The following is a 19641-nucleotide window of genomic DNA, read 5'->3' as shown; positions in this document are numbered from 1 at the left end:
AGATGGCCAAGCGCACAGGCGTGGACGAGTTCAAGCTGATCGGACTGCTCTGGCGTGACTCGCCGGTGAGCCCACGCAGCGGGATCAGCACCCAAAGCGTCACCACACTGGCAGTCGACCTCGCCGACAGAGAAGGCCTGGACGCCGTGACAATCCGGCGACTGGCCGAGGAGGCAGGGGTCACCGCGATGGCGCTGTATCCACACATCGGTGGCCGTGCCGAACTCGTCGAGCTCATGCTCGATCAAGTCGCCGGCGTGACCTACGAGGCCGTCACGATCCCCGAGGGCGCGGACTGGCGGGAACGCGTCACCGCGCTCGCCGAAGCGAACTGGGCGAGTTGCCAAGCCCATCCCTGGATCACCGACCTCGCTACCGGACGCCCAGTCCCGGGACCAGGGGCCTCAACGAAGTACGAGACCGAGTTGCGCGCCCTGGACGGAATCGGGCTCACCGACATCGAGATGGAGCACACCCTCACCGCCCTGCTCTCGTTGGTGCAGGGAACCGCCCGCGCCACACGCGCCGCCCAAGACTCCAGGCTGCCGGGCGAAGACCACGACACCGACTGGTGGTCGAACATCGAACCGGCCCTGACCAACGCGATCGGCGACCAGACCCGGTTCCCGACCGCCTCGCGCGTCTCCCGCACCCTCGGAGAACAGACCGGCAAAGCCAACGACCCCGAAGGTGCCTACCGGCGTGGTGTCGGCCTGATTCTCGACGGCATCGCAAAATGCCTCGGCACACCAACCTCCGGCAATGGCCGATGACCTCCGGCCCGACCCAAGACGGGCGTGTCCGTGCCGGCGGGTAGGTCCAGGGTCGACCTGTACTCCGCAATCCGGCGCGATGTCCGCGCCGGGATGTCCAACCGCGCCCTGCAGCGCAAGCACGGCGTGGGGTACCGGACAGTGGCTGCCGCGCAGGCCTCGGCGTGGCCGGAGCCACGCAAGCCACAGCCGAAGCGTGGATCGAGGATCGATCCACACCGCGGGGTGATCGATTCCTGGCTGCGAGACGATCTGGATGCTCCGCGCAAGCAGCGTCACACCGCCAAGCGAATCTTCGATCGGCTTCTGGACGAGCACGACGCCCACGAGGTCTCATACGGGATGGTGCGGGACTACGTCGCGACCCGACGCCGGGAGATCCGGATCGAGGCCGGTCGAGAGCCCGCAGCCACGTTCATCCCACAAGAACATCTCCCGGGCAGGGAGGCAGAGGTCGACTTCGGTGATGTGGCCATCCAGCTGCGGGGCGAGCTTGTCACTTGCGCGCTGTTCAGCCTCCGACTCTCCTACTCCGGCAAGGCCGTGCACCGCATCAGTGCCTCTGCGGGACAGGAAGCCTTCTTCGAAGGCCACGCCCACGCCTTCCGCGTCCTCGGCGGGGTGCCGGTCGGGAAGATCCGTTACGACAACCTCAAGGCCGCGGTCGCGAGCGTGATTGGGTTCAGCCGTCAGCGGGTCGAGGCCGACCGCTGGACGGCGTTCCGATCGCACTACGGCATCGAGGCGTTCTACTGCCAACCCGGCATCCAGGGGGCCCACGAGAAGGGCGGCGTCGAGGGCCAGATCGGTTGGTTCCGCCGCAACCACCTCGTCCCCATCCCCGAGGTCGACTCCCTCTCCGAGCTCAACAGCTTGGTCGACGAGTGGGACCTGGCAGACGAGACTCGTCGGATCGGGTCCCGGGCCCGCACGGTCGGGGAGCACTTCGTCACCGAGCAGCCACTGCTCGCGCCACTACCTGTCGAGGTGTTCGAGACCGGCCGGTGGTTTACCCCGCGCGTGGATCGGTACGCCCAGGTCACGGTCAGGATGAACAAGTACTCCGTCCCCGCGCGTCTGGTCGGCCGCCAAGCCCGGGTGCTTCTCAATGCCAGCGACCTGATCATCTACGACGGCAAGACCGAGATCGCCCGCCACGAGCGACTGATGACCAAGGGCGCGACTCGGGTCGACCTGGACCACTACCTCGAGGTCCTCCTCCGCAAACCCGGCGCGCTCCCCGGAGCAACAGCGTTGGAGCAGGCACGGGCATCGGGACAGTTCACCCAGGTGCACGACGCCTGGTGGGCAGCGGCATGCAAGGCCCACGGGGACGCCGATGGCACCCGGGCCCTGATCGAGGTGCTGATGCTGCATCGCCACCTTCCCCACGAGCAGGTCGTCGCCGGGCTCGCAACCGCGCTACGTGCCGGTGCGCTGACCGCGGACGCGGTCGCGTTGGAGGCACGCAAGCACGAGGACACGGCAGATGACGCGGCCCTGGACCACCCAACCGCCCATGTCGGCTCAGAGGCGTACGGCGAAGGCGAGGCCCCTGCCGTGCGATCGCTGACCGAGCGCCGGCTGCGCGCACACCTCCCAGCCGACACTCGCCCACTGCCGAGCGTGGACAAGTACGACCAGCTGCTGCCCAACCGTCGCGAGAACCCGAACGAAGGAGCTGCACCGTGACCACCAAGCGCCGTGGAATGACCGAGGAAGCCGCTGACGCCGCGATCGACCAGGCCTGCCGGATGCTGAGGATGCCCACCATCCGCGGCTCCTTCACCGAGTACGCCGACCGGGCCGGGCGTGAGCAGATGTCCTACCGCGGGTTCCTCGCCGAATTGCTCCTCGCCGAGTGCGACGACCGCGCCCGCCGCCGGTCCGAGCGGCGGATCAGGGCGGCCAAGTTCCCACGGGAGAAGTCCCTGCGGGCATTCGACTTCGACGCCAACCCGAACATCGACCCCGCCGTGGTGCACACCCTTGCCAAGGGCGAATGGGTCCACAAGGGCCAGCCGCTGTGTCTGATCGGGGACTCCGGCACCGGGAAGTCGCACCTGCTGATCGCCCTTGGCACCGAGGCCGCCATGGCCGGCTACCGCGTCAAATACACCCTGGCGACCCAGCTCGCCAACGAGCTCGTCGAAGCAGCCGACCAGATGACCCTCGCCAAGACCATCGCCCGTTACGGCCGAGTCGACCTGCTGTGCATCGACGAGCTCGGCTACATGCAGCTCGACCGCCGCGGTGCGGAACTCCTCTTCCAGGTCCTCACCGAGCGTGAGGAGAAGGCCTCGGTCGCGATCGCGTCCAACGAGTCCTTCGGCAAAGCGCACATGTTCGCGCGAATCTGTGCGTAGTCGCGCCGAAGTTTCACGGGTTCGGCAGTCGGGTGGGGTCGACGAAGTCTGCCAGGTAGATCATGGCGGCCCCGGCGGTCATGCCGAATGCCGCGGCGACGAGCTTCGGATCCATGGTGTTGACCAGATCGATAAGGCGAGTGCAGCGGATCATCCGCGGGCCGAACCCGCAATCGTCGAGCACATGACTCAGATAGGCGACCGATGCGGGTGACCGTCCGGCCTTGGTCCCTTTGGTGACGATGACGTGCGGATTGGCGGTGCGCCAGGAGGCGCGCTGGGCCAAACAGCGCTGCACGATCGTCCAGCTCGCCGGGTCCATCGGGACCGGATGCGGTCGCTCGCCAAGCCTGACGGTCTGTCGAAGCGGATCGACATCGTCGCAGGTCAGCAGCCGGACTTCGCGACTGGAAGCGCCATGCAGCAAGGCGAGGATGCCGACCAGGGATTCATGCGGATGCACCAGCAGGTCGGTGGTCCACCGCTGGAACAACCGGCGTTGTTGCTCGAGAGTGAGCGTCCGGCCACGAAAACCCTTGGCCTCTTTCCTGTCCAGGCTCTTCGTCGGATCGACAAGGACCAGACGGTGACTGCGCGCGAATCGGAAAAACTGGCGCAGCACGGTGAGTCTTCGCTGGCGCGACTTCGGCAGGGAAACTAGGAACGCCTCGACGTCGCCGAGCTCGACGGTCGCCCAATCTTGTTTCCCGCGTTCACTGTTCAAGAACGAAGCGAAATCTCGAACGGCCGCCAGTGCGGCCTCTATGGTCGAATCGCTGCGGGGCAGTGTTCCGGCCCGGCGAGCACGGGCCTTGGCGGTAAGCATGAACTCGGCGAATCCTGCGATTGCCGGTCGCAGCGGTTCAGGGGCCGCTTCGATCCGCCGTTGCCGGCGGCCGGCGGCGAGTCGCTCGTTGTGGTCGGTCGGCATCGCCAGCCCGTGTTCGGTGAAGAAATCTTGCATCGATCTGGCCAGCGGACCCATGGAACGGCCTGAGCGGCGTGCCCTGTCGAGCAGGGACGGCGGATGATTGGAGTGCTCGTCGTCGAGCAGTCGCCCCAGCTCGGTGACCGCCACACACGCACGGCCTGGCGAATAGCCGTCGGCGAGACAGGTGATCAGGCCGGGCAGCCAATCCGGCGGGTCGGCAAGACGTGCTAGGAGATGTTCGCCGGCCACATGCGGCCGATCCGGATGGCGCTGCCAGCATCGCGAGCACATGCCGCGGCCGGCATGGCGACGCAACACGCCACAGGCGACGCAGACGCGCGGGGGCTTCTTCGAAGGGCGCGGCCTCGAACAGTGACCGCACCAGCCGGTGTCCACGCGCAGATACCCGGGTTTGCCGCACCGCGGACAGTCCTGTTGCCGAGCTTGCAGGTCGGCTTTGCGTTGGCAGCCCCGGCACAACACGGCCTCCGCGAAGCGGACCTTGTGACCGCACTGCGCGCACCGGCGGGAACAAATCACGCAACGACCTGTCTCGACGACCAGCACCCTACTGCGGCTGCAGTCAGGGCACGGCTGCTTGGCGGCCGCGTCCTTGGCGCGGGCGGTGCACCGGCAGCACAGGTCGCGGCCGATGATGCCCACCGGTCCGCCGCACTCGGCACAGTCACGCTGGCGTTTACCCATGTTCTGCAATGACTTCCAGGTCGAAGCGTCACATCGGCGGAAGCGAGCGGCCGCGGGCGTTGACGGCTTGGCGCTGCGTCGGCGCCGGTCGAATTGGCGGATCGGCAGGACGCTCGACGGGAGTGGCGTCGATCTCGAACAAGTCGTCCGGAGTGCATTGCAAGGCAGTGCACAACGCGATCAGCGTCGTCATCTTGATCTGGGTGGGTTCCTTGGTGAACAGCGCCGACACCGACGCCGCCGACATCTCCAGCCCGGCTTTGTCTGCCAGTAGCCTGCGCAGCTCGGTCCCGGTCCACACTTCGCGTTGGGCCGCGGCCATCCGCAGTCGCCACTTGATCCTCACGCTCGCTCGTCCTCTCCGCTGAGCTCGGCCAGGGTGGTGGTCACCGCGCGCCGATACGCGTCCTCGATGAAGGTCTCCGATGGCCGGACATACCGCATCGTCGATCCGACGGTCCAGTGACCCAGAAGCTGTTGGATCGCAACCAGATCCACGCCACGCTCATAGTTGTGGGTCGCGCACGCACGTCGCAGCGCATGCGGGCTGAACCGCTCCGAACGCGGGCGCCCTTCGAGCTCCATCAGATATCGCAGCCGGTTGCGGATCGTTCCACGATGCAGCGGCCCGCCGGACTCGTCGGCGAACAACACCGGCGAGTCCGGGAACTTGGGCCGCACGTCGGTCAGGAACCAGCGCAGCACCAGGTCCAGACCGTCGAGCATCGGAACCCATCGCGGCCGAGGACCGGACATCCTGGCGCCCTTACCGAAGCGGACATGAAGTTTGCCGAACGGACCACGATCGAAATGCACATCCGGAAGGTCGAGCAGCGCAGCCTCTTCCGAGCGCAGTCCGGCATGATAGAGCGTCCGGAACAGCGCGTAGTCCCGAGCTGCCGGCCCATATTTTCGGGCGGTGATGATGCGCGCCTTCATGAACTCGAAGAACTCCCGCACGCGCTCCGGAGTCGGAGGCGGCACCAGCGCCGGCGAATCGTCGCCGACATGGCGGGAGGCGTTGAACTCATCCACCGGACAGACCAGCTTCACCCCGAACACGGCCTCGATCTCGGCTGCCTTGCGAACCTGGAGGAACCAGTGGAATCCCTTGAAGATCTGCACATACTCCCGCCGAGTCGACGGAGCACGGCCCGCGACTGCGAGGCTGCCGACGACTCGGTCGATGTCCTCGGCGGTGACTTCCCACGCCGGCCGGCCCAGTGCCGTCAGCGTCCGCTCGAGTAGCCCGATGTCGTTGTCGATAGTGACTGGGCTGAAGCCCCGAGCTCGCCAGGACGCGACGAAGGCGTCCACGCAGTTGCGTTGGAACACAACAGGATCTGACTCGATCGACTCTATCGGAACGACGTTGCCCGGGATCAGCCGCAGACCTTCGGTCATCAGCACACCTTCTTCACACCTGAACGATTAAGGTAGCACCTAATATAGACCGCTCACAGCTTGAAGAAGGCTAGAACGCGAAAACATGCTGAAGTCCCAGCGAGCTGCGGGTTTCCACGGAGACGAACAAGTGCCAACCCCAGATGGCTGGACCAAGACATTCACCGACCCCCGGTTGTGCGCGGCCATCGTCGACCGGCTTACCTTCGGTGGCACCATCCTGGAGACCGGCACCGACTCTTATCGTCTGGCCCAGGCCACCAAGAAGCAGACGAGCTGACCGGAGGTCGTACGCCCGAGCAGTGGTGTCGACGCAGACCTACATCCCCGGCGTGGATCCGGCCCGAGTGGTGTCAGAACTCACCGACAAGCGGTGTCGGACGAAACCGGCGAAGCCATCAGGCTGGAGTACGGATTCCTTGTTGGTTCCAACTGGATGATTAACTGCGGGGATACCACGGCCACACGAATGTGCTCGGAGATGAAGATCCAGCTCGGCGGCCGAATCGTGAAGCCGAACTACGCCTGATTGTGGCCGACCTGAGGCAGACCCGTGGATTGGTCTGCTCGTAGAGGGAGCGCGGCGGAACGGACGCCCTCGACTCCCACATGCATCGAAGTGCGCAGCGAAGTAGCGTCGCCGGGTGCGGGGCGCACCCCCCGCGACGCGTACCTGGCCCGTTCGACATCCCCCAGAGAGTGTGGGCGGGCCAACCTGGACTGTGCGCCAATTTCTTTGGTCGGATTTTGGCGCACACGGCCTGCCTGGTTGTTGCTGACGGGCGGGCTACCGGTGGGTTGCTCGTGCGCGCCTGTCAGGCGTGCGTGCATGGCCGTGGACGATGTTCGGCTCTTGAAGTCGGCGACCGCACGAACCGCGCGCCCGTCCCCATTGGCTGGCGACGCGGTTGGTGGAATCGGCGCGGGAGGAACTGAAGGACATACACAAGAAAGTCGGAGGCCACCAAATGGTGTGCCCCCGACTCACCCGGTGCATTCTCAGTAGCGTCGACACTACCCCACACGATCGACCAACTCGTCAGTCCTGCCATTCGCCGGTGCCGAATCGGGCCCGCTTCTTGAAACCTGTGCACCCGGGGGCACCGTCTGAATTTTCACGGCTTTGTGACGGTGAAGCAAAGGAGCCTGAGCTGCAGGTTCTGTACGGAGGTGCGTGCACGGCGTCATCCAGTCCAGGTCCGGAGTTAGCGTGCGGCGATGCCGGACGCAACCGCATCGGCTCGCCAGGAAAGGGAGACCATGACCACGCCGATCGAACCCCCCGATACGTCTGTCGCAACGCTCGCCGCGCGAGCCAGGGAAGCTGCCGCAGCGGCACGAAACGCGGACGAAAAGGAAGAGCGGGACAGCTCCGAAACTCAAGGTGACGAAGACAGTGGTCGACTGATCGTGATGCTCGACGAGTACCCCGCGTTTGCTCCTGCTGCGGATCCGAGCGAGGTGGCCTCGAATTTCTCCTGCAGAGTCAGCCTTTCGTCCGTCGCACCTAACGCCGCCGAATTGATGTGGCCCTCAGCAGAGACGAAAGAATGATGATGATGAGGCGCAAGGTCGCCACGTGTGTTGCCGCTGCGGGGCTTCTTATGACCGTGGTCTCGGGGTGCGCAGCGGTTGCTCAGGGAGGCCCCTGGACGGGAATGGAGACGAGTGCACCTGCTGCACCTCTCGTGGTCACAGAAGTGGCCGGCGAGTCGACGCCTCGCCTTGACGAATTGCTCGGATCGGTGACTGTCGTCGACAAGTTGCCGAATGTCCCTGGTTACGAAAGAGGTTGCGGCACAGGCGAAGCCCCGTTGACTGAACTAAATGCCGAACGGTGCAGGTCTGAAGGAGTGAGGTCGATGTGGGTCGGTAGCTTGCGGACATGAGCGAAGGGGAAAGTTCGAGAGATCTGTCGGGGCTGGTGGTGGCCCGAGTGGGTCGGTTGACAGCGACCGGCCACACGTCGGAGCCTTATATCCTGCAGGGCAGCGACGATGAACGAGTGGAGTCCGTCGAGGTGTTCTTCCGGGAGCTGATCGCTTCCGGGAGGTCGGTGGCGACGGTGCGTTCATACGGTATGGATCTGCTGAGGTGGTGGCGGTTCCTTCACGCTGTGGATGTGGCGTGGGATCGTGCCTCTCGGGTCGATGCCCGCGATTTCAGTTGTTGGATCCAGTTGACGGCGAAGGCACGACAAGGATCAGTGGTGCCGGCCAGCGCCGAGTCGGCTGCTACTGCTGCGGCAACAGCGAATCCTGTCACCGGCAAACCGGCTCTGGGGACCGGATACTCGCCGGCGACAGTGGCGCACAGTGAGACGGTGCTGCGAAGTTTCTACGATTTTCATCGGGACGCAAGTACTGGCCCGCTCCTGAATCCGTTCCCTCTCGATCTCTCTCGCCGGTCGAGACGGGCTCATGCGCACCACAATCCGATGGATCATTGGGCACCTGAGCGTGTGGGACGCTACCGGCCTCGGGTCTCGCAGCGGATTCCCCGAGCGATTCCCGAGGATCTGTTCGATAAGTTGTTCGCGGCGTTGTCGTCGGATCGGGACCGGGCGTTGGTGGCGTTCTGGATTTCGTCCGGGGTGCGAGCGTCGGAGTTGTTGGGAGTCCGCGAGTGCGATGTCGATCCTGGTCAACAGTTGATTACCGTGGTGCGCAAGGGAACACGTGCGGTGGAGCAGGTCCCTGCGTCGGCAGACGCGTTCGTCTGGTTGCGGTTGTATCAGGAGCAGCTGCGGGGCGAGGTGCCACCCGGACGGATGCAACCGTTGTGGTGGACACTGCGAAGGCCTCGTCGCCCGTTGAATTACCATGCGGCGCATCGGATGTTCGAGCGTGCGAACGCCACTCTCGGTTCGGATTGGACTCTGCACGACTTACGTCACAGTGCAGCGAGGCGGATGGCCAACGACCCGCACTTGTCCTTGGTGGAGGTCAAAGAGGTGTTGGGGCACGCACATTTGTCGACGACCGAAATTTATCTGACACCCGACAAGGACGAGGTGATCACCAGCGTCCTGGCCCACCACGCTCGTACTGCTGATCAGCGGGAACATCCGAGGACTCCTCTACCGCCTCCTGCACCTGGGTACGATCCGGCAGCGTTGAGCGTGTTGTTCGGGAGGACGTTGTGAGCACTGCCGTCAAGCACATGACCCGCCCGGAACGCTTCGAGGTCACACCGGTGCCGCATTCGAGGATTCGCCAACTGCACAAACAGTTTCCACCACGCGAAGTTGAACTCTGGTGGCCGCACACCGCTGCCTCTGCCGAGGAGGTCGAGGCCCGACTGAACTGCTCGGTGCTTGCCGAGGCTGCGGTCACCACCCGAGCCGGACGGCACCGAGGCGTGATCAAGATACTGACTTGGTTGGCTTCGGTGCCCGGCGATACCTGGCAAGCCCGGTGGCTCGCCAGCGGCGCCGAGAACATTCGCGGGTCTCGTTACGGCGCGACAGCCTCCTGGGCCGATCTCCCGGTGGAATGGATTGCCCGACAGGGGCGCCCTGTCAGACACGATCGCAACGACCTGGCTGCAGGACTGCTGATGTTGCTTTGCCTGGACGTGATCCGGCCGCAGTTGCCGTGGATGCTCTCCCGGGCGCACCCGTTTCTCGCGCCGATGATGGCGAAGCTGCGAGATCCGGACGGATTCGCGCGGTTGGACGAGCTTGCTGCCACTCAGCCGGATACCTCGCGAGCCGATGCACGAATCGCAGCGACCAGAATCGCGACCCTGCTGGTATCCAAAGGCGGGACGGTCGCCGAGATCACTGTCGGCGACTGCGTGGAGCTGATCGAAACGATGGCGCAGGTGCACTCCCGCCGCGGTCAGAAGAAAATCGATTTCTACCTGCGGCTACGTGCGATGGGCATCTTTCCCGAGGACGCACCACACAGCATCCGCGCGTTCGGCGCTCCCGTCGGACAGTTGACGATCGAACAACTCGTCGACCGCTACCCGATCGAGAACCAACCGATCCGAGCTCTGCTCATTGACTATCTGCGCGAGCGCCAACCCGCGCTGGACTACACCAGCCTCAACTCGAGAGCCCGAGGGCTCGCCGGGCTGTTCTGGAGCCGCGTCGAGACACTCGCACCCGGTATCGACACCCTGCACCTGCCGCCTGACGTCGCCCGCGCATGGAAGGACGACCTGAGCTCGATCACACGCACCGCCGTCGACGCGGCGGGACGAAAGCACGAAACAACTTCGCCCCGAAAGAATTACAAAGACAATCTGTTGCAAGTGCGCGCGTTCTATCTCGACCTCGCGCACTGGGCCGTCGAAGATCCGGCACGCTGGGCGCAGTGGGTGGCGCCCTGCCCGATCAGTGACGCCGAGGTCAAAAGAGGCAAGGAACTCAAACACCGCAAAGCGCGGATGGATCAGCGCACCCGTGAGCGGTTACCCGTCCTGTCTCAGTTGGTTCGGTCCGCCGCTGACCGCCGCGCGGCCGCAGCGGCTCTACTTGTTGCGGCTCAGAACACCGAACCAGGTGAGGTGATCGCGGGAACCAACGGAGAACTGCGACGATCCTTGATCCTTCGGGGAACCGGCCGGGTCATGTGGGCCGACAATACTGTTAACGGCGCTCGTCGCGATCTCACCTACGAGGACGAGGAAGCATTCTGGGCATTCGCCACCATCGAAGTGCTGCGGCTCAGCGGTATCCGTCATGAAGAGCTCCTCGAGCTGAGTCACCACAGCATCACCGAATACCGACTACCCAGTACCGGCGAACTGGTTCCGCTGCTGCAGATAGCTCCATCGAAGACCGATACCGAGCGGCTGATCTTGGTCAGTCCCGAGCTTGCGGAAGTCCTCAGTGCGGTAGTTCAACGTTCACGGCAACCAAACGGATCGATACCTCTCGTGGCTGCCTACGATACACAGGAGAAGCTCTGGAATCCGCCGATGCCGCTGCTGTTTCAGCGGGCAATCGGAAACGAACGCCGCGCGATCCCACCGAGTTTCGTCCGCAAGCTCCTCATCAATGCGCTCACGGCGGCAGCTCTCACCGATGCCAGTGGCGATCCGTTGATGTTTCAGCCTCACGACTTCCGGCGAATATTCGTCACCGACGCGATCATGAACGGACTGCCACCCCATATCGCACAGGTTATCTGCGGGCACAAGACAATTGACACGACGATGGGCTACAAGGCCGTCTACCCCTCGGAAACTATCGAAGCGCACCGAGCGTTCATCGCGCGTCGTCGTTCGATGAGGCCTAGTGAGGAATACCGGACACCGACCGACGAGGAATGGGATGCGTTCTTGTCGCATTTCGAGAAGCGGAAAGTATCGGTCGGGACCTGCGCGCGATCGTTCGGCACACCCTGCATCCATGAGCATGCTTGCGTCAGATGCTCACTCCTGAGGCCGGATCCAACGCAGCGAGGCAGGCTCGAAGAGATCCGAGACAACCTCGAAGCGCGCATCATCGAAGCAAAACAGGAAGGCTGGCTGGGAGAAGTCGAAGGACTGCAGGTCAGTTACACCGGAGTCAAGGACAAGTTGGCACAAATCGACGCCACGATGAAACGAGGATCGGGAACGACCGATCTCGGAATCCCTTCGTTCGGTTCCATCATTGGAAGGGCGCCTACGCTATAACCACGCCAGAAAGAAGAATCGCAAGTTTCAAAATCCACTCTCTCGCATTGCTCGCCGGCACTGCGCAGTGAAGCGCGGACACGCAGCAGTCCGCCGCACGCCCTAACATGCAGCCCAGTCGGATGCCGACCAATCGCCCGTCTCCTGATTCTTCGCGAGCCGTCGTTGTCGACAGAATTTGGCTCGAACGGGGACTCACCGCGCAACTGATTGGCACGGTTACGCCTGAGAAACAGGAGGAGGGAAATGCCTCGGCATGGAATCCACGGAGCTTCAATACGTCAACACGCACCTACTTCAGCGCACCGAGTTGATTTCGGAGAATCTCCAGATCCTTCTGAGCGCGGTCGAGGATCTCGGCTGCGGCATCCAGGCAGTACCTGATGTCCTTGTTGTCCTCTGTTATGACGAGGTGAGTGTCACCGGCGAGTATGTAATGCGCCTGCTTTCCTCTCTGGTGCGCTGCGCATTTACGTTGATGGTTTGTTCGGGGCGTTTCAACTCGGATGTGTCGCAGAACCGATTTGATGGGCATTTCAACTCCTATCTGTGTATTCCGCTGCCGCTCAGTTACGTTGATCGAGTTGGATTCTCAGTGAATCTCGGACTGAATCGGCGATTTCGTCCAGGCGATTGAAGATGCTGGTCATCTGTTCATGTGACCATTCGCCGCGTGTCCCGTTGGGCATACCGATTTCCGCATTGATTGCAGCAGCAACGCGACGAATCGCGATCACGGAATTATGCTGTCGTCGACCTGGATTCACGGCCATGAGCTGGTAGCCACGAGGTGGCAGCTTCAGATCTTCCAGTAGACGGTTGGCAACTGATTTCGTGCGCTCGTTGACACGGGTCTTGGCTGACTGACGGGCACGCTGCGGCGAGACGGGGATCGATTGCGGCACTGGCACTTCTGCGGCTGCTTGTTGCGCGAGTAGTCGTTCGCGCAGTTGGTCTCGGCTGACCAGGTCACCCAACTTCAGCCCGGGCGCAATGTCCTTGTCGAGCATCTCGTCCAGCACTCGGTCATCGGAGGGGTCGAGGTAGGTCTGTTCAACGAAACGGGTCAGGATCTCACTGTCGACCAGCATCCCGCCATCGAACCGACGGGCGCGTGGACCGCTGTTTTCGCCCTCCTCATCGTTGTCAGTCTGTCCGTCGACCCAAGAGTGAACGAGTGCTTGGTCGTCAAGGTCGAGCTCTCGAAACTCAGACCAGCGAGCGTCATTGTTCAGCCCGACGTGTGAAACTATGTGGCCTTGGTTGTCAGGATGCTCGGGGGCGGATTCCTGGACTACGCGCATGACTCGGCCGACGAACTGGATGTAGGGCGCAAGACTGCGAAAAGGCCGGAAAATGGCTGCGACACTAAGTCGTGGATGGTCGAAGCCTTCGCCGAGCATTTGAACCTGCACGATGCAGTCGAGCTGGCCTCGCCGCAGCCGTTCGATGACGGCGTCTTGGCTGTCGGAGTCCATACCCGAGTGAATTTCCGCGGCCCGATAGTTGCATTCGTTGTAAATGCTGGCAACTTGTCGGGCGTGGTCGACTGAGCATGCCGCGGCGATGATTTGGTGCTGAATACCTGTTTGTGCGCGCATGCGCTCGCACTGCTGGATGCTGGTCTCAACGATGTGACGGTTACATTCCGGACTAAGCGCAACGCCACGGCGGAACCACGCTTCTTCACGCAGCTCAAGGACTTCTTCGAGAGTATGGCGGCGGTTATCGTCGGAGTAGTTAAAATAGATCTCCGAAGGCGCGACGTTGCGTGAGTGGATCTGCTTGATGTAGCCGTTGACCATCGCTCGAGTGAACGGGTAACGGTAGACGATCTCACCGTGGAGTTGCTGCTGATCAGAGCGGAACGGTGTCGCCGTCAGACTAACGACCTTCGCGTTAGGAAACCGACGGAACACCTTCTGCCAGCTCTCTGCGGCGGCGTGGTGACCTTCGTCGACGAGGATCATGTCAAAGAAATCTTCGGGGAACTGGGGAAGCCAACGGTCGGCTTGGCTCGCCAACTGCTGGATGTTACAGACAACGAAGTCGCTTTCGATCGCATCGTGGAGGTTGGCGTTCGGTCCGTCGAGCACGGCCATCCAGGGTCCAGCCGTGAAGTCAGATAGCACCCGAAACTTCGTCCAGAAGCATTGTGGACTGGTGACATCGACGGCGTCGGCGACACCTTTTCGAATCGTGAGGTTCGGCGTGATTACCAAGACACGACCTTGGGCAATGCCGAAAGGCAGCGTAGCCATGATGCCGGTCTTTCCACAGCCGACCGGAATCTGCACGATCGCAGGACTCCTGTCACCGGAGAAATGCTCCCGGACCGCTCGGTGTGCTTCGCGCTGAGGTTCCCGCAGTGCTGCGTTAGCTTCGACATCAGCGTTCGCTGTCGCGAAGACGCTGCTGTCCGCACCGCTCGCTGCGGCTTCCTCGGCGCGTCGATATTGCAGCCGAAAGGGTTCAAGGTCGGCTTGGCGGTAGTAGCGGTAGTTGCTTCCTGGTCGTCTTACTGCGCTCAGCGTTCCGTCACGATCCCAGCGCCGAAGGGTTTGCGCGGAAACCCCCACATAGGCGGCTGCTTCAGCCACCTTCAGAAAATTCTCATCAAACATAAACAACACTATACAACATTGATCATCATTCCTGAAGATTAACGCCATGTCGGGCCAACGGCCCGCACCCAATCCAAACTGTTTGAGCATGCCTGCGCACACCAGAGGCAAGTCGCACTAGTGCAGAGAAAGTTGCGTCTTCGGAACCGCATGGACCGACAAGTACGACGGACCTCTGGCCAGAAATGGTTGTGACACACGCATTATCTGCACGCAGTTTTGACATATCTCAAAACCTTGCTGGTAGGCCCCCATTGTTCGATGTCGACGGTGTGAGTTATGTGAGTGACGATGGTCAGTTCGTGTGACGGTCGACCGGTTCGACCGCACGGATAGGGACGATGGCATGTTCAATCACGCACGTGGCCGGTTGATTGGGTTCGGTGGATGTGTAGCACACCTGGTCTGATGTCGGGATTTCCCGACAATCATCCTCATGAGTTTTGTTGATAAGAGTGCAGATCCTCTGCACTGCATATGATTTAGGAGTTTCACGTTGCATAGTCGCTTGGTGCGTTCCCGTTCCCTCCTGGTTGCCGTCACTGCCTTGGTCGGGTTGTCGATTTCCGGTTGCAGTACGACGTTGGCGGATGTGATCCCAGCAGGATCGTTGTCTGTGGATAGCCCTGGTCAGCACGATGTTGATGTGGCTTCTTCCGTTGCGCTGTTGGAGACGCTTCCGGTGAAGGGGCGTGCTCCGAAAACTGGTTACAGCAGAGATCAGTTCGGTCAGGCATGGTCTGATGATGTCGATGTGGAGTTCGGGCATGACGGGTGCGATACGCGCAATAATCTGTTGGCTTCGCGGCTGACTGACGTGGTCTTCAAAGAAGGAAAGAAGCAATGTGTTGTTCTCTCTGGCACGTTGGCTGATCCTTACACTGGAAAGACGATCAATTTTGTTCGGGGACAGGATACTTCGACTGCGGTTCAGATTGACCATGTGGTCGCGTTGAGCGATTCGTGGCAGAAGGGTGCGCAACAATTGAGTCTTCAGGAGCGCACGAATCTGGCGAACGATCCCCGAAATCTGATCCCGGTGGATGGACCGACGAACGCGAAGAAGTCTGATTCCGATGCCGCATCCTGGCTTCCCCCGAACAAGGCGTACCGATGCACCTACGTCTCGAAGCAGATCACGGTGAAGTCGGTCTACCGCCTGTGGGTGACTCAAGCAGAGAAGGATGCGATGTCTGCCGTATTGTCCGCGTGTTGATTCACAGTTCCGCGTAGATTCCGATGCTTGCTGGGGTGTGTTCTTATGTGCCGATTGCTTCGATTCGTCGTGCTGGAGAAACGCTTTGAACCATCCTTTTGAGTGAGGCGCGGGCGGCGGTGAGCTCGTCCTGGAGTTCTTCGGTTCGTGTTGTCATGGTGTCGGCGCGTCTGCGTTCGGAGTCGAGGTCCGAGCGCAGCTCGGCTGCTATCTGTTCGAGCTCGTGGATACGGGCGAGCAGTGTGTCGTGCGGCAGGTGTTCGAGTTGGTTGCCGAGTAGTAGTTGCACTTTGGTCTCGAGCTTGGTTCGGTCCGTTCGTAGCGCCCGAACTTCCTCACGCGCCATCAACAGTTCGGCGTGAAGACTGTCCGCCGTAGCGGACGTGCGTCCGGCGCTGCTTCTGGTGGCGGTGTGGGAGTGCTCTTCTGTGGCGCGTTCGACGGCGGTTCGAATTGCTGCGGTGTTGTAGATGAACCATGGAGAAACGCCTGCGCGACGCGCTATTTCGCTGATGTTGATGCGTTCGCCAGCGGATGAGAGGTCGGCGATGACTGTCAGCGTTCTGCGTTGTTTGTCAGCGCTGTCACGTCGACGGGAGGCGATGAGCCGTTGGGTTCGTATGTCACGGTCATCGGCAGTCATCGTTGTTCGTCCTCGTTCGTGTGGGTGGTTACGGACTCGAGCGGTATGAAGGCAGCTGCGGTCCTCGCTTTCCTCAGTTCGCGGGAGGCGTTGTCGATGACCGCGCGTTGGTCTGCGGGCAGGTCGGCAAGCATTGCGTCCATCGACGAGATGACGTCCGTGAACGCGTGAATTTGGGCGTCGAAGTTGGTGATCACCCACGACGCGGAGTCGGTGGCGATTGCAGTTTCTTTGTCTGTGCGCAGCTCTGCGAGATGCTGCTCGATTGCGGGCCGGTAGGACGGGTCCGGTCGGTAGAAGGAGCATCCTGCGCACTGGAATCGGATCGGGCAGTGTTGGCCGCCGGCTTTGATGTTCGAGGGTTCGGTGCAGTTTCCGAAGGGCACGGCCACCGACTGTCGCTCGTACTCCGTTACCGACGTGAATCCCGCCGGTCGTCCGTGCCTGTCGATCGCGAACTTCGAAATCTCCTCGGTGGCTTGGCGTTTACGTTTGAGTGTGACGGAGAAATATCCCATGGTCGTGTCGACGCTGCGGTGATCCATCAATTCGCGTAGGACGTCCACCGGTGTGCCGTTGTCAGCGTGCCGCTGAGCGTAGGAGTGCCGCAATCCATAAGGAGTGATCATTGATCTGTCGTAAAGAGCTGGGTTTCCGTCATCGTCGAGTCTTTCGTCGACAAGTTCCGGGATTGCATCGATCCAGATGGCGAAGGCCCGGGACCCGAACTGCGCACCGCTCAAGTGCCCGCGGCGAATGTTGTTGCGGGTTCCTGGCGTGGGAAAGAGCCAGTCGCACAGTGTGTCCGGAACGGACAGCGATTGAAGGTGGTCGAGCCATTGGTCGATCACGGTTGCCGTTGCAGTGCTGATCGGCAATCTACGCCCCATTCTGCGACGTTTACGGTTGTCGTAGACGAGTGTGGGCTTGCCGTCGACCCAGTCCAGGCATGAGCGTTTGAGCCCGACGATTTCACTCGGGCGTCGACCGGTGTCCCGGATGATCTGGTAGACCGTCTGATACATCATGGCGTAGTCGTCAGGGTTCCAGCCCGGCGCGGAGTACGTGGAGTGCCTACCCAGCAGCTCGAGGTGTTGATCGAGTTGTGCGATGACATGTTCGGGGATCGTGCGTCCGAAGTCGTCCTCGCTGGTCTCGACCTGGGCAATTGTGTGCGAACGCAGATCGAGTGCGAAGGAGCCGGGGATGTCATCCATTGCGCCCGTGCGGCGTGAGAACTCGAGAAGTCGGCGCCACCACCCGAGCAATGATCGTCGATGGGTGAAGGAATGGGGCTTGCCCTCTCGATCGGCGCTGGTGCGGAAACCCTCGACGACAGCGCTCATGTCACCGTGGTCGAGTAGTTCGGGGTGATCGCCGTTCGTGCGCAGCGAGAGTTGCCGTGAAGCGATTTCGGCGGCATGAACGGTGTGCCGCAGTGTCGTCACGGGTGGGCGTACCTCGCGGCCGAATTGTTTGGTGATCTCTCGAAGCCATCGCTGTCTGATCTCTCGGAAGTCCACAACGCCACCGGCCGCACTGTATCGCCGGTCCGGAGCAGCTTGCAGGCCCACGACGGCAGGTTTCCACACGTCGGCCATGGTGGGATCAGTACCGGAGTACACGACGTGCGCCCGCTGCAGATGTGTGACCAACGACCGGAACACACCACCGGCTGCAGCTCCGAGTGCCTTCTCGAACTGGCGATTTCCGGCGACATCGAGCAGTGAGCGACAATCCGGTGGGAGGTGGGAAACTATGCTGCGGATCCGCATCGGAACCAAGATGATCTGATCACGGTCACGCTGCTGCACTCCGTAAATAATCTCCGCCGCAACAGTGCCGTTCACCTCACTGAGTTCGAAATCGACTTTCGAAAAGGCTTTTTCGTCTCTTCGTGGAACCGAATCGGGGTCGAATGTCCGGTCGAAGAATGAAGGTGAGGTCCCGTTGAGCTTGCGGTGGCGTTCGCACCGCCTGCAACGGCGGTCGAAGATTTCCACGACCGTCATGCATCGGTCGACTCGGCACAGATAGACCGCTGTCATTTCGTTGTCGACGTCTCCGGTGAATACCTGTCGGCGTGAATCCCATTCCGCGACTCGCCATTGCGGGTCGATTCGTTCGATCAACCACGCTTTCCAGGTCTGTTCGTTTCCAGTCGAGAGGGCACTTGACTCGAGGGGTAGAGCGGTGATGCTCATATGCCCACTCTTTCCACTGCCGCCCTCAGGTCCTCCGCGTCGGGGTGTTGATAGATCGCGGTCGATGCTCGGCTCACATGACCGAGCAACGACTGAACCACGTCGATACCGGTGCCGTTGCGCGTCCAGATTGTGGCTGCCGTATGCCGGAACATGTGGGGCCGCAATCGGAAACCGGCACGGTTGCCGATCCTTTCCACAATCTGTTTTGCGTTCGAATACGACATCGGCGAACCGGCGTGATGCCCGAGAAGGTTGACGAACACGAAGTCCGAGGTCATTGCGGTGGGCACGCTGTCTCGTTCGAGAAGGTACTCGCGATACTGAGTGACCACCTCGTCGCTGACCGGTACGACTCGGGATTGTCCTTTAGCGCGGGCACCGTTCGAATTGCCTTCACGCCGAACAACATGAACATGAGGTCCACGTTCCTGGCATCCCAGATGAACCGAGGTCGGAAGGAAATGCAGGTCGCTACGGCGCGAACCCAATGCCTCTCCGATTCGGAGTCCGGAACGAACCAGCAACAGCACCAGAAAACGGTCTCGTTCGGTGTTCGCGGAGTTCAGAGCATGCGAAAACTGTTCTTCAGTAATAATTTCCGGAGGCTTTACGACTTCCGGCGCTTTGAGGGTTCTGGCACGAATCAGCCGATGCTGACCGGATTCACCTTCGTGGAAATCGCGGGGTGCGTAGGCCAGATACTTGGGCTGGGACAGCCCAGAAACAACATCTGCGGAGACCAATCCACGCATTCCGCAGAACCTGAGGAATTCGACGACAGCAGTCATCACTGCGTTGACCGATCTGCCGGAGCGCAGCCGGTAGTGGACGGTTGGGGTGTGTTCGACGGCGAATTTGAAACGAGTGAGTTCACCTACACGAATCTCGTGCCAATCCAGTCCGCGACCGGCAGTCCAGTTCAAGAACCAACAGACCCGAGGAACGTATGCGCGGATTGTTTGAGGTGACCTTCCGGCGCCTTGCATGAACAGCACCCACTCGGAAGCCTCCGCGACCGGGCGCATGGATTCTTCGTCCACGATCACCCAACCCGACTGCCCCGTCGTCAGTGAAATGACCTTCTCTACAGCACACGACATCGCCACTCCTATGGCTGTCCCACCTGTGACATAGACGCTAT

Annotated in this window: 16 protein-coding genes and 1 pseudogene; 9 read left to right on the top strand and 8 right to left on the bottom strand. The window is 61.7% G+C overall.

Annotated features, from left to right (window positions below; all coding sequences use genetic code 11):
- The first annotated feature begins 2 nt into the window (after positions 1-2).
- Genes G4D79_RS31270 through istB form a run of 3 tightly spaced genes read left to right on the top strand, consistent with a single transcriptional unit; the run spans position 3 to position 3139 of the window.
- The gene (locus G4D79_RS31270; protein ID WP_008720567.1) at positions 3-773 is read left to right on the top strand and encodes a TetR/AcrR family transcriptional regulator; all 771 of its coding nucleotides are present in this window, start codon (positions 3-5) and stop codon (positions 771-773) included.
- A gap of 30 nt (positions 774-803) precedes the next feature.
- On the top strand, positions 804-2465 hold the full coding sequence (gene istA / locus G4D79_RS31265; RefSeq protein ID WP_118604224.1) for an IS21 family transposase: 1662 nt from the start codon (positions 804-806) through the stop codon (positions 2463-2465).
- Positions 2466-2482: 17 nt separating this feature from the next.
- Positions 2483-3139 (top strand): IS21-like element helper ATPase IstB, encoded by a 657-nt coding sequence (istB, locus tag G4D79_RS31260; protein WP_274542417.1) that lies wholly within the window; start codon positions 2483-2485, stop codon positions 3137-3139.
- A gap of 13 nt (positions 3140-3152) precedes the next feature.
- Here istB and G4D79_RS31255 read toward each other — a convergent pair whose 3' ends face one another.
- On the bottom strand, positions 3153-4319 hold the full coding sequence (locus tag G4D79_RS31255; protein ID WP_238704751.1) for an integrase: 1167 nt from the start codon (positions 4317-4319) through the stop codon (positions 3153-3155).
- A gap of 123 nt (positions 4320-4442) precedes the next feature.
- Here G4D79_RS31255 and G4D79_RS34830 point away from each other — a divergent pair, with 123 nt between their 5' ends.
- A complete protein-coding gene (locus tag G4D79_RS34830; RefSeq protein WP_073513720.1) occupies positions 4443-4787 on the top strand; it encodes a hypothetical protein in 345 nt (114 codons plus the stop codon).
- Between the two features lie 16 nt (positions 4788-4803).
- On the opposite strand, the gene G4D79_RS31250 is transcribed toward G4D79_RS34830, so the two are convergent.
- Positions 4804-5121 (bottom strand): helix-turn-helix transcriptional regulator, encoded by a 318-nt coding sequence (locus G4D79_RS31250; protein ID WP_064445096.1) that lies wholly within the window; start codon positions 5119-5121, stop codon positions 4804-4806.
- Entirely contained in the window at positions 5118-6179 is a 1062-nt protein-coding gene (locus G4D79_RS31245; protein ID WP_181991961.1) for a site-specific integrase, read from the bottom strand. Before G4D79_RS31245 ends, G4D79_RS31250 begins: the two co-directional genes overlap by 4 nt.
- A gap of 145 nt (positions 6180-6324) precedes the next feature.
- Here G4D79_RS31245 and G4D79_RS31240 point away from each other — a divergent pair.
- The 4 genes and pseudogenes from G4D79_RS31240 to G4D79_RS31225 form a co-directional block, all read left to right on the top strand.
- Positions 6325-6459: pseudogene (locus tag G4D79_RS31240) on the top strand (ATP-binding protein); the annotation flags it as partial.
- A gap of 938 nt (positions 6460-7397) precedes the next feature.
- Positions 7398-7733, top strand: a complete 336-nt coding sequence (locus tag G4D79_RS31235; RefSeq protein WP_238704752.1) for a hypothetical protein — start codon at positions 7398-7400, stop codon at positions 7731-7733.
- A 331-nt stretch (positions 7734-8064) separates the two neighbouring features.
- The gene (locus tag G4D79_RS31230; protein ID WP_118606749.1) at positions 8065-9324 is read left to right on the top strand and encodes a site-specific integrase; all 1260 of its coding nucleotides are present in this window, start codon (positions 8065-8067) and stop codon (positions 9322-9324) included.
- On the top strand, positions 9321-11810 hold the full coding sequence (locus G4D79_RS31225; RefSeq protein WP_238704826.1) for a site-specific integrase: 2490 nt from the start codon (positions 9321-9323) through the stop codon (positions 11808-11810). Before G4D79_RS31230 ends, G4D79_RS31225 begins: the two co-directional genes overlap by 4 nt.
- Before the next feature lie 292 nt (positions 11811-12102).
- Here the strand turns inward: G4D79_RS31225 and G4D79_RS31220 are convergent, their stop codons facing one another.
- Positions 12103-12345 carry a hypothetical protein gene (locus G4D79_RS31220; RefSeq protein WP_118606747.1) on the bottom strand — a complete coding sequence of 81 codons (243 nt, stop codon included), beginning with the start codon at positions 12343-12345 and terminating at the stop codon, positions 12103-12105.
- Between the two features lie 31 nt (positions 12346-12376).
- Positions 12377-14434 (bottom strand): DEAD/DEAH box helicase, encoded by a 2058-nt coding sequence (locus tag G4D79_RS31215; protein ID WP_214514822.1) that lies wholly within the window; start codon positions 14432-14434, stop codon positions 12377-12379.
- A 616-nt stretch (positions 14435-15050) separates the two neighbouring features.
- Here G4D79_RS31215 and G4D79_RS31210 point away from each other — a divergent pair.
- Positions 15051-15650, top strand: a complete 600-nt coding sequence (locus tag G4D79_RS31210; RefSeq protein ID WP_235808525.1) for an HNH endonuclease family protein — start codon at positions 15051-15053, stop codon at positions 15648-15650.
- A gap of 43 nt (positions 15651-15693) precedes the next feature.
- On the opposite strand, the gene G4D79_RS31205 is transcribed toward G4D79_RS31210, so the two are convergent.
- Genes G4D79_RS31205 through G4D79_RS31195 form a run of 3 tightly spaced genes read right to left on the bottom strand, consistent with a single transcriptional unit; the run spans position 15694 to position 19600 of the window.
- A complete protein-coding gene (locus G4D79_RS31205) occupies positions 15694-16293 on the bottom strand; it encodes a DUF6262 family protein (RefSeq protein WP_047269065.1) in 600 nt (199 codons plus the stop codon).
- Positions 16290-18497, bottom strand: a complete 2208-nt coding sequence (locus tag G4D79_RS31200; protein WP_118606757.1) for a site-specific integrase — start codon at positions 18495-18497, stop codon at positions 16290-16292. The genes G4D79_RS31205 and G4D79_RS31200 overlap by 4 nt, the downstream gene beginning before the upstream one ends.
- Positions 18494-19600, bottom strand: coding sequence for a tyrosine-type recombinase/integrase (locus G4D79_RS31195; protein ID WP_214514821.1), 1107 nt, complete (start codon positions 19598-19600; stop codon positions 18494-18496). The genes G4D79_RS31200 and G4D79_RS31195 overlap by 4 nt, the downstream gene beginning before the upstream one ends.
- Positions 19601-19641 lie beyond the last annotated feature (41 nt).

The sequence above is a fragment of the Rhodococcus sp. WY5 genome (genome assembly GCF_018588185.1).
Taxonomy (GTDB): Bacteria; Actinomycetota; Actinomycetes; order Mycobacteriales; family Mycobacteriaceae; genus Rhodococcus_F; species Rhodococcus_F qingshengii.
Note: the sequence above shows the minus strand (reverse complement) of the source record. Positions and strands in the feature narration are given on the sequence as shown.

What these genes read in the sequence shown, in the direction of transcription:
- G4D79_RS31270 (WP_008720567.1), top strand. Translation starts at nt 3, where the DNA reads ATGGCCAAGCGCACAGGCGTGGACGAGTTCAAGCTGATCGGACTGCTC.
- istB (WP_274542417.1), top strand. Translation starts at nt 2,483, where the DNA reads ATGACCGAGGAAGCCGCTGACGCCGCGATCGACCAGGCCTGCCGGATG.
- G4D79_RS31245 (WP_181991961.1), bottom strand. Translation starts at nt 6,179, where the DNA reads ATGACCGAAGGTCTGCGGCTGATCCCGGGCAACGTCGTTCCGATAGAG.
- G4D79_RS31235 (WP_238704752.1), top strand. Translation starts at nt 7,398, where the DNA reads ATGCCGGACGCAACCGCATCGGCTCGCCAGGAAAGGGAGACCATGACC.
- G4D79_RS31230 (WP_118606749.1), top strand. Translation starts at nt 8,065, where the DNA reads ATGAGCGAAGGGGAAAGTTCGAGAGATCTGTCGGGGCTGGTGGTGGCC.
- G4D79_RS31220 (WP_118606747.1), bottom strand. Translation starts at nt 12,345, where the DNA reads ATGCCCATCAAATCGGTTCTGCGACACATCCGAGTTGAAACGCCCCGA.
- G4D79_RS31215 (WP_214514822.1), bottom strand. Translation starts at nt 14,434, where the DNA reads ATGTTTGATGAGAATTTTCTGAAGGTGGCTGAAGCAGCCGCCTATGTG.
- G4D79_RS31205 (WP_047269065.1), bottom strand. Translation starts at nt 16,293, where the DNA reads ATGACTGCCGATGACCGTGACATACGAACCCAACGGCTCATCGCCTCC.
- G4D79_RS31200 (WP_118606757.1), bottom strand. Translation starts at nt 18,497, where the DNA reads ATGAGCATCACCGCTCTACCCCTCGAGTCAAGTGCCCTCTCGACTGGA.
- G4D79_RS31195 (WP_214514821.1), bottom strand. Translation starts at nt 19,600, where the DNA reads ATGTCGTGTGCTGTAGAGAAGGTCATTTCACTGACGACGGGGCAGTCG.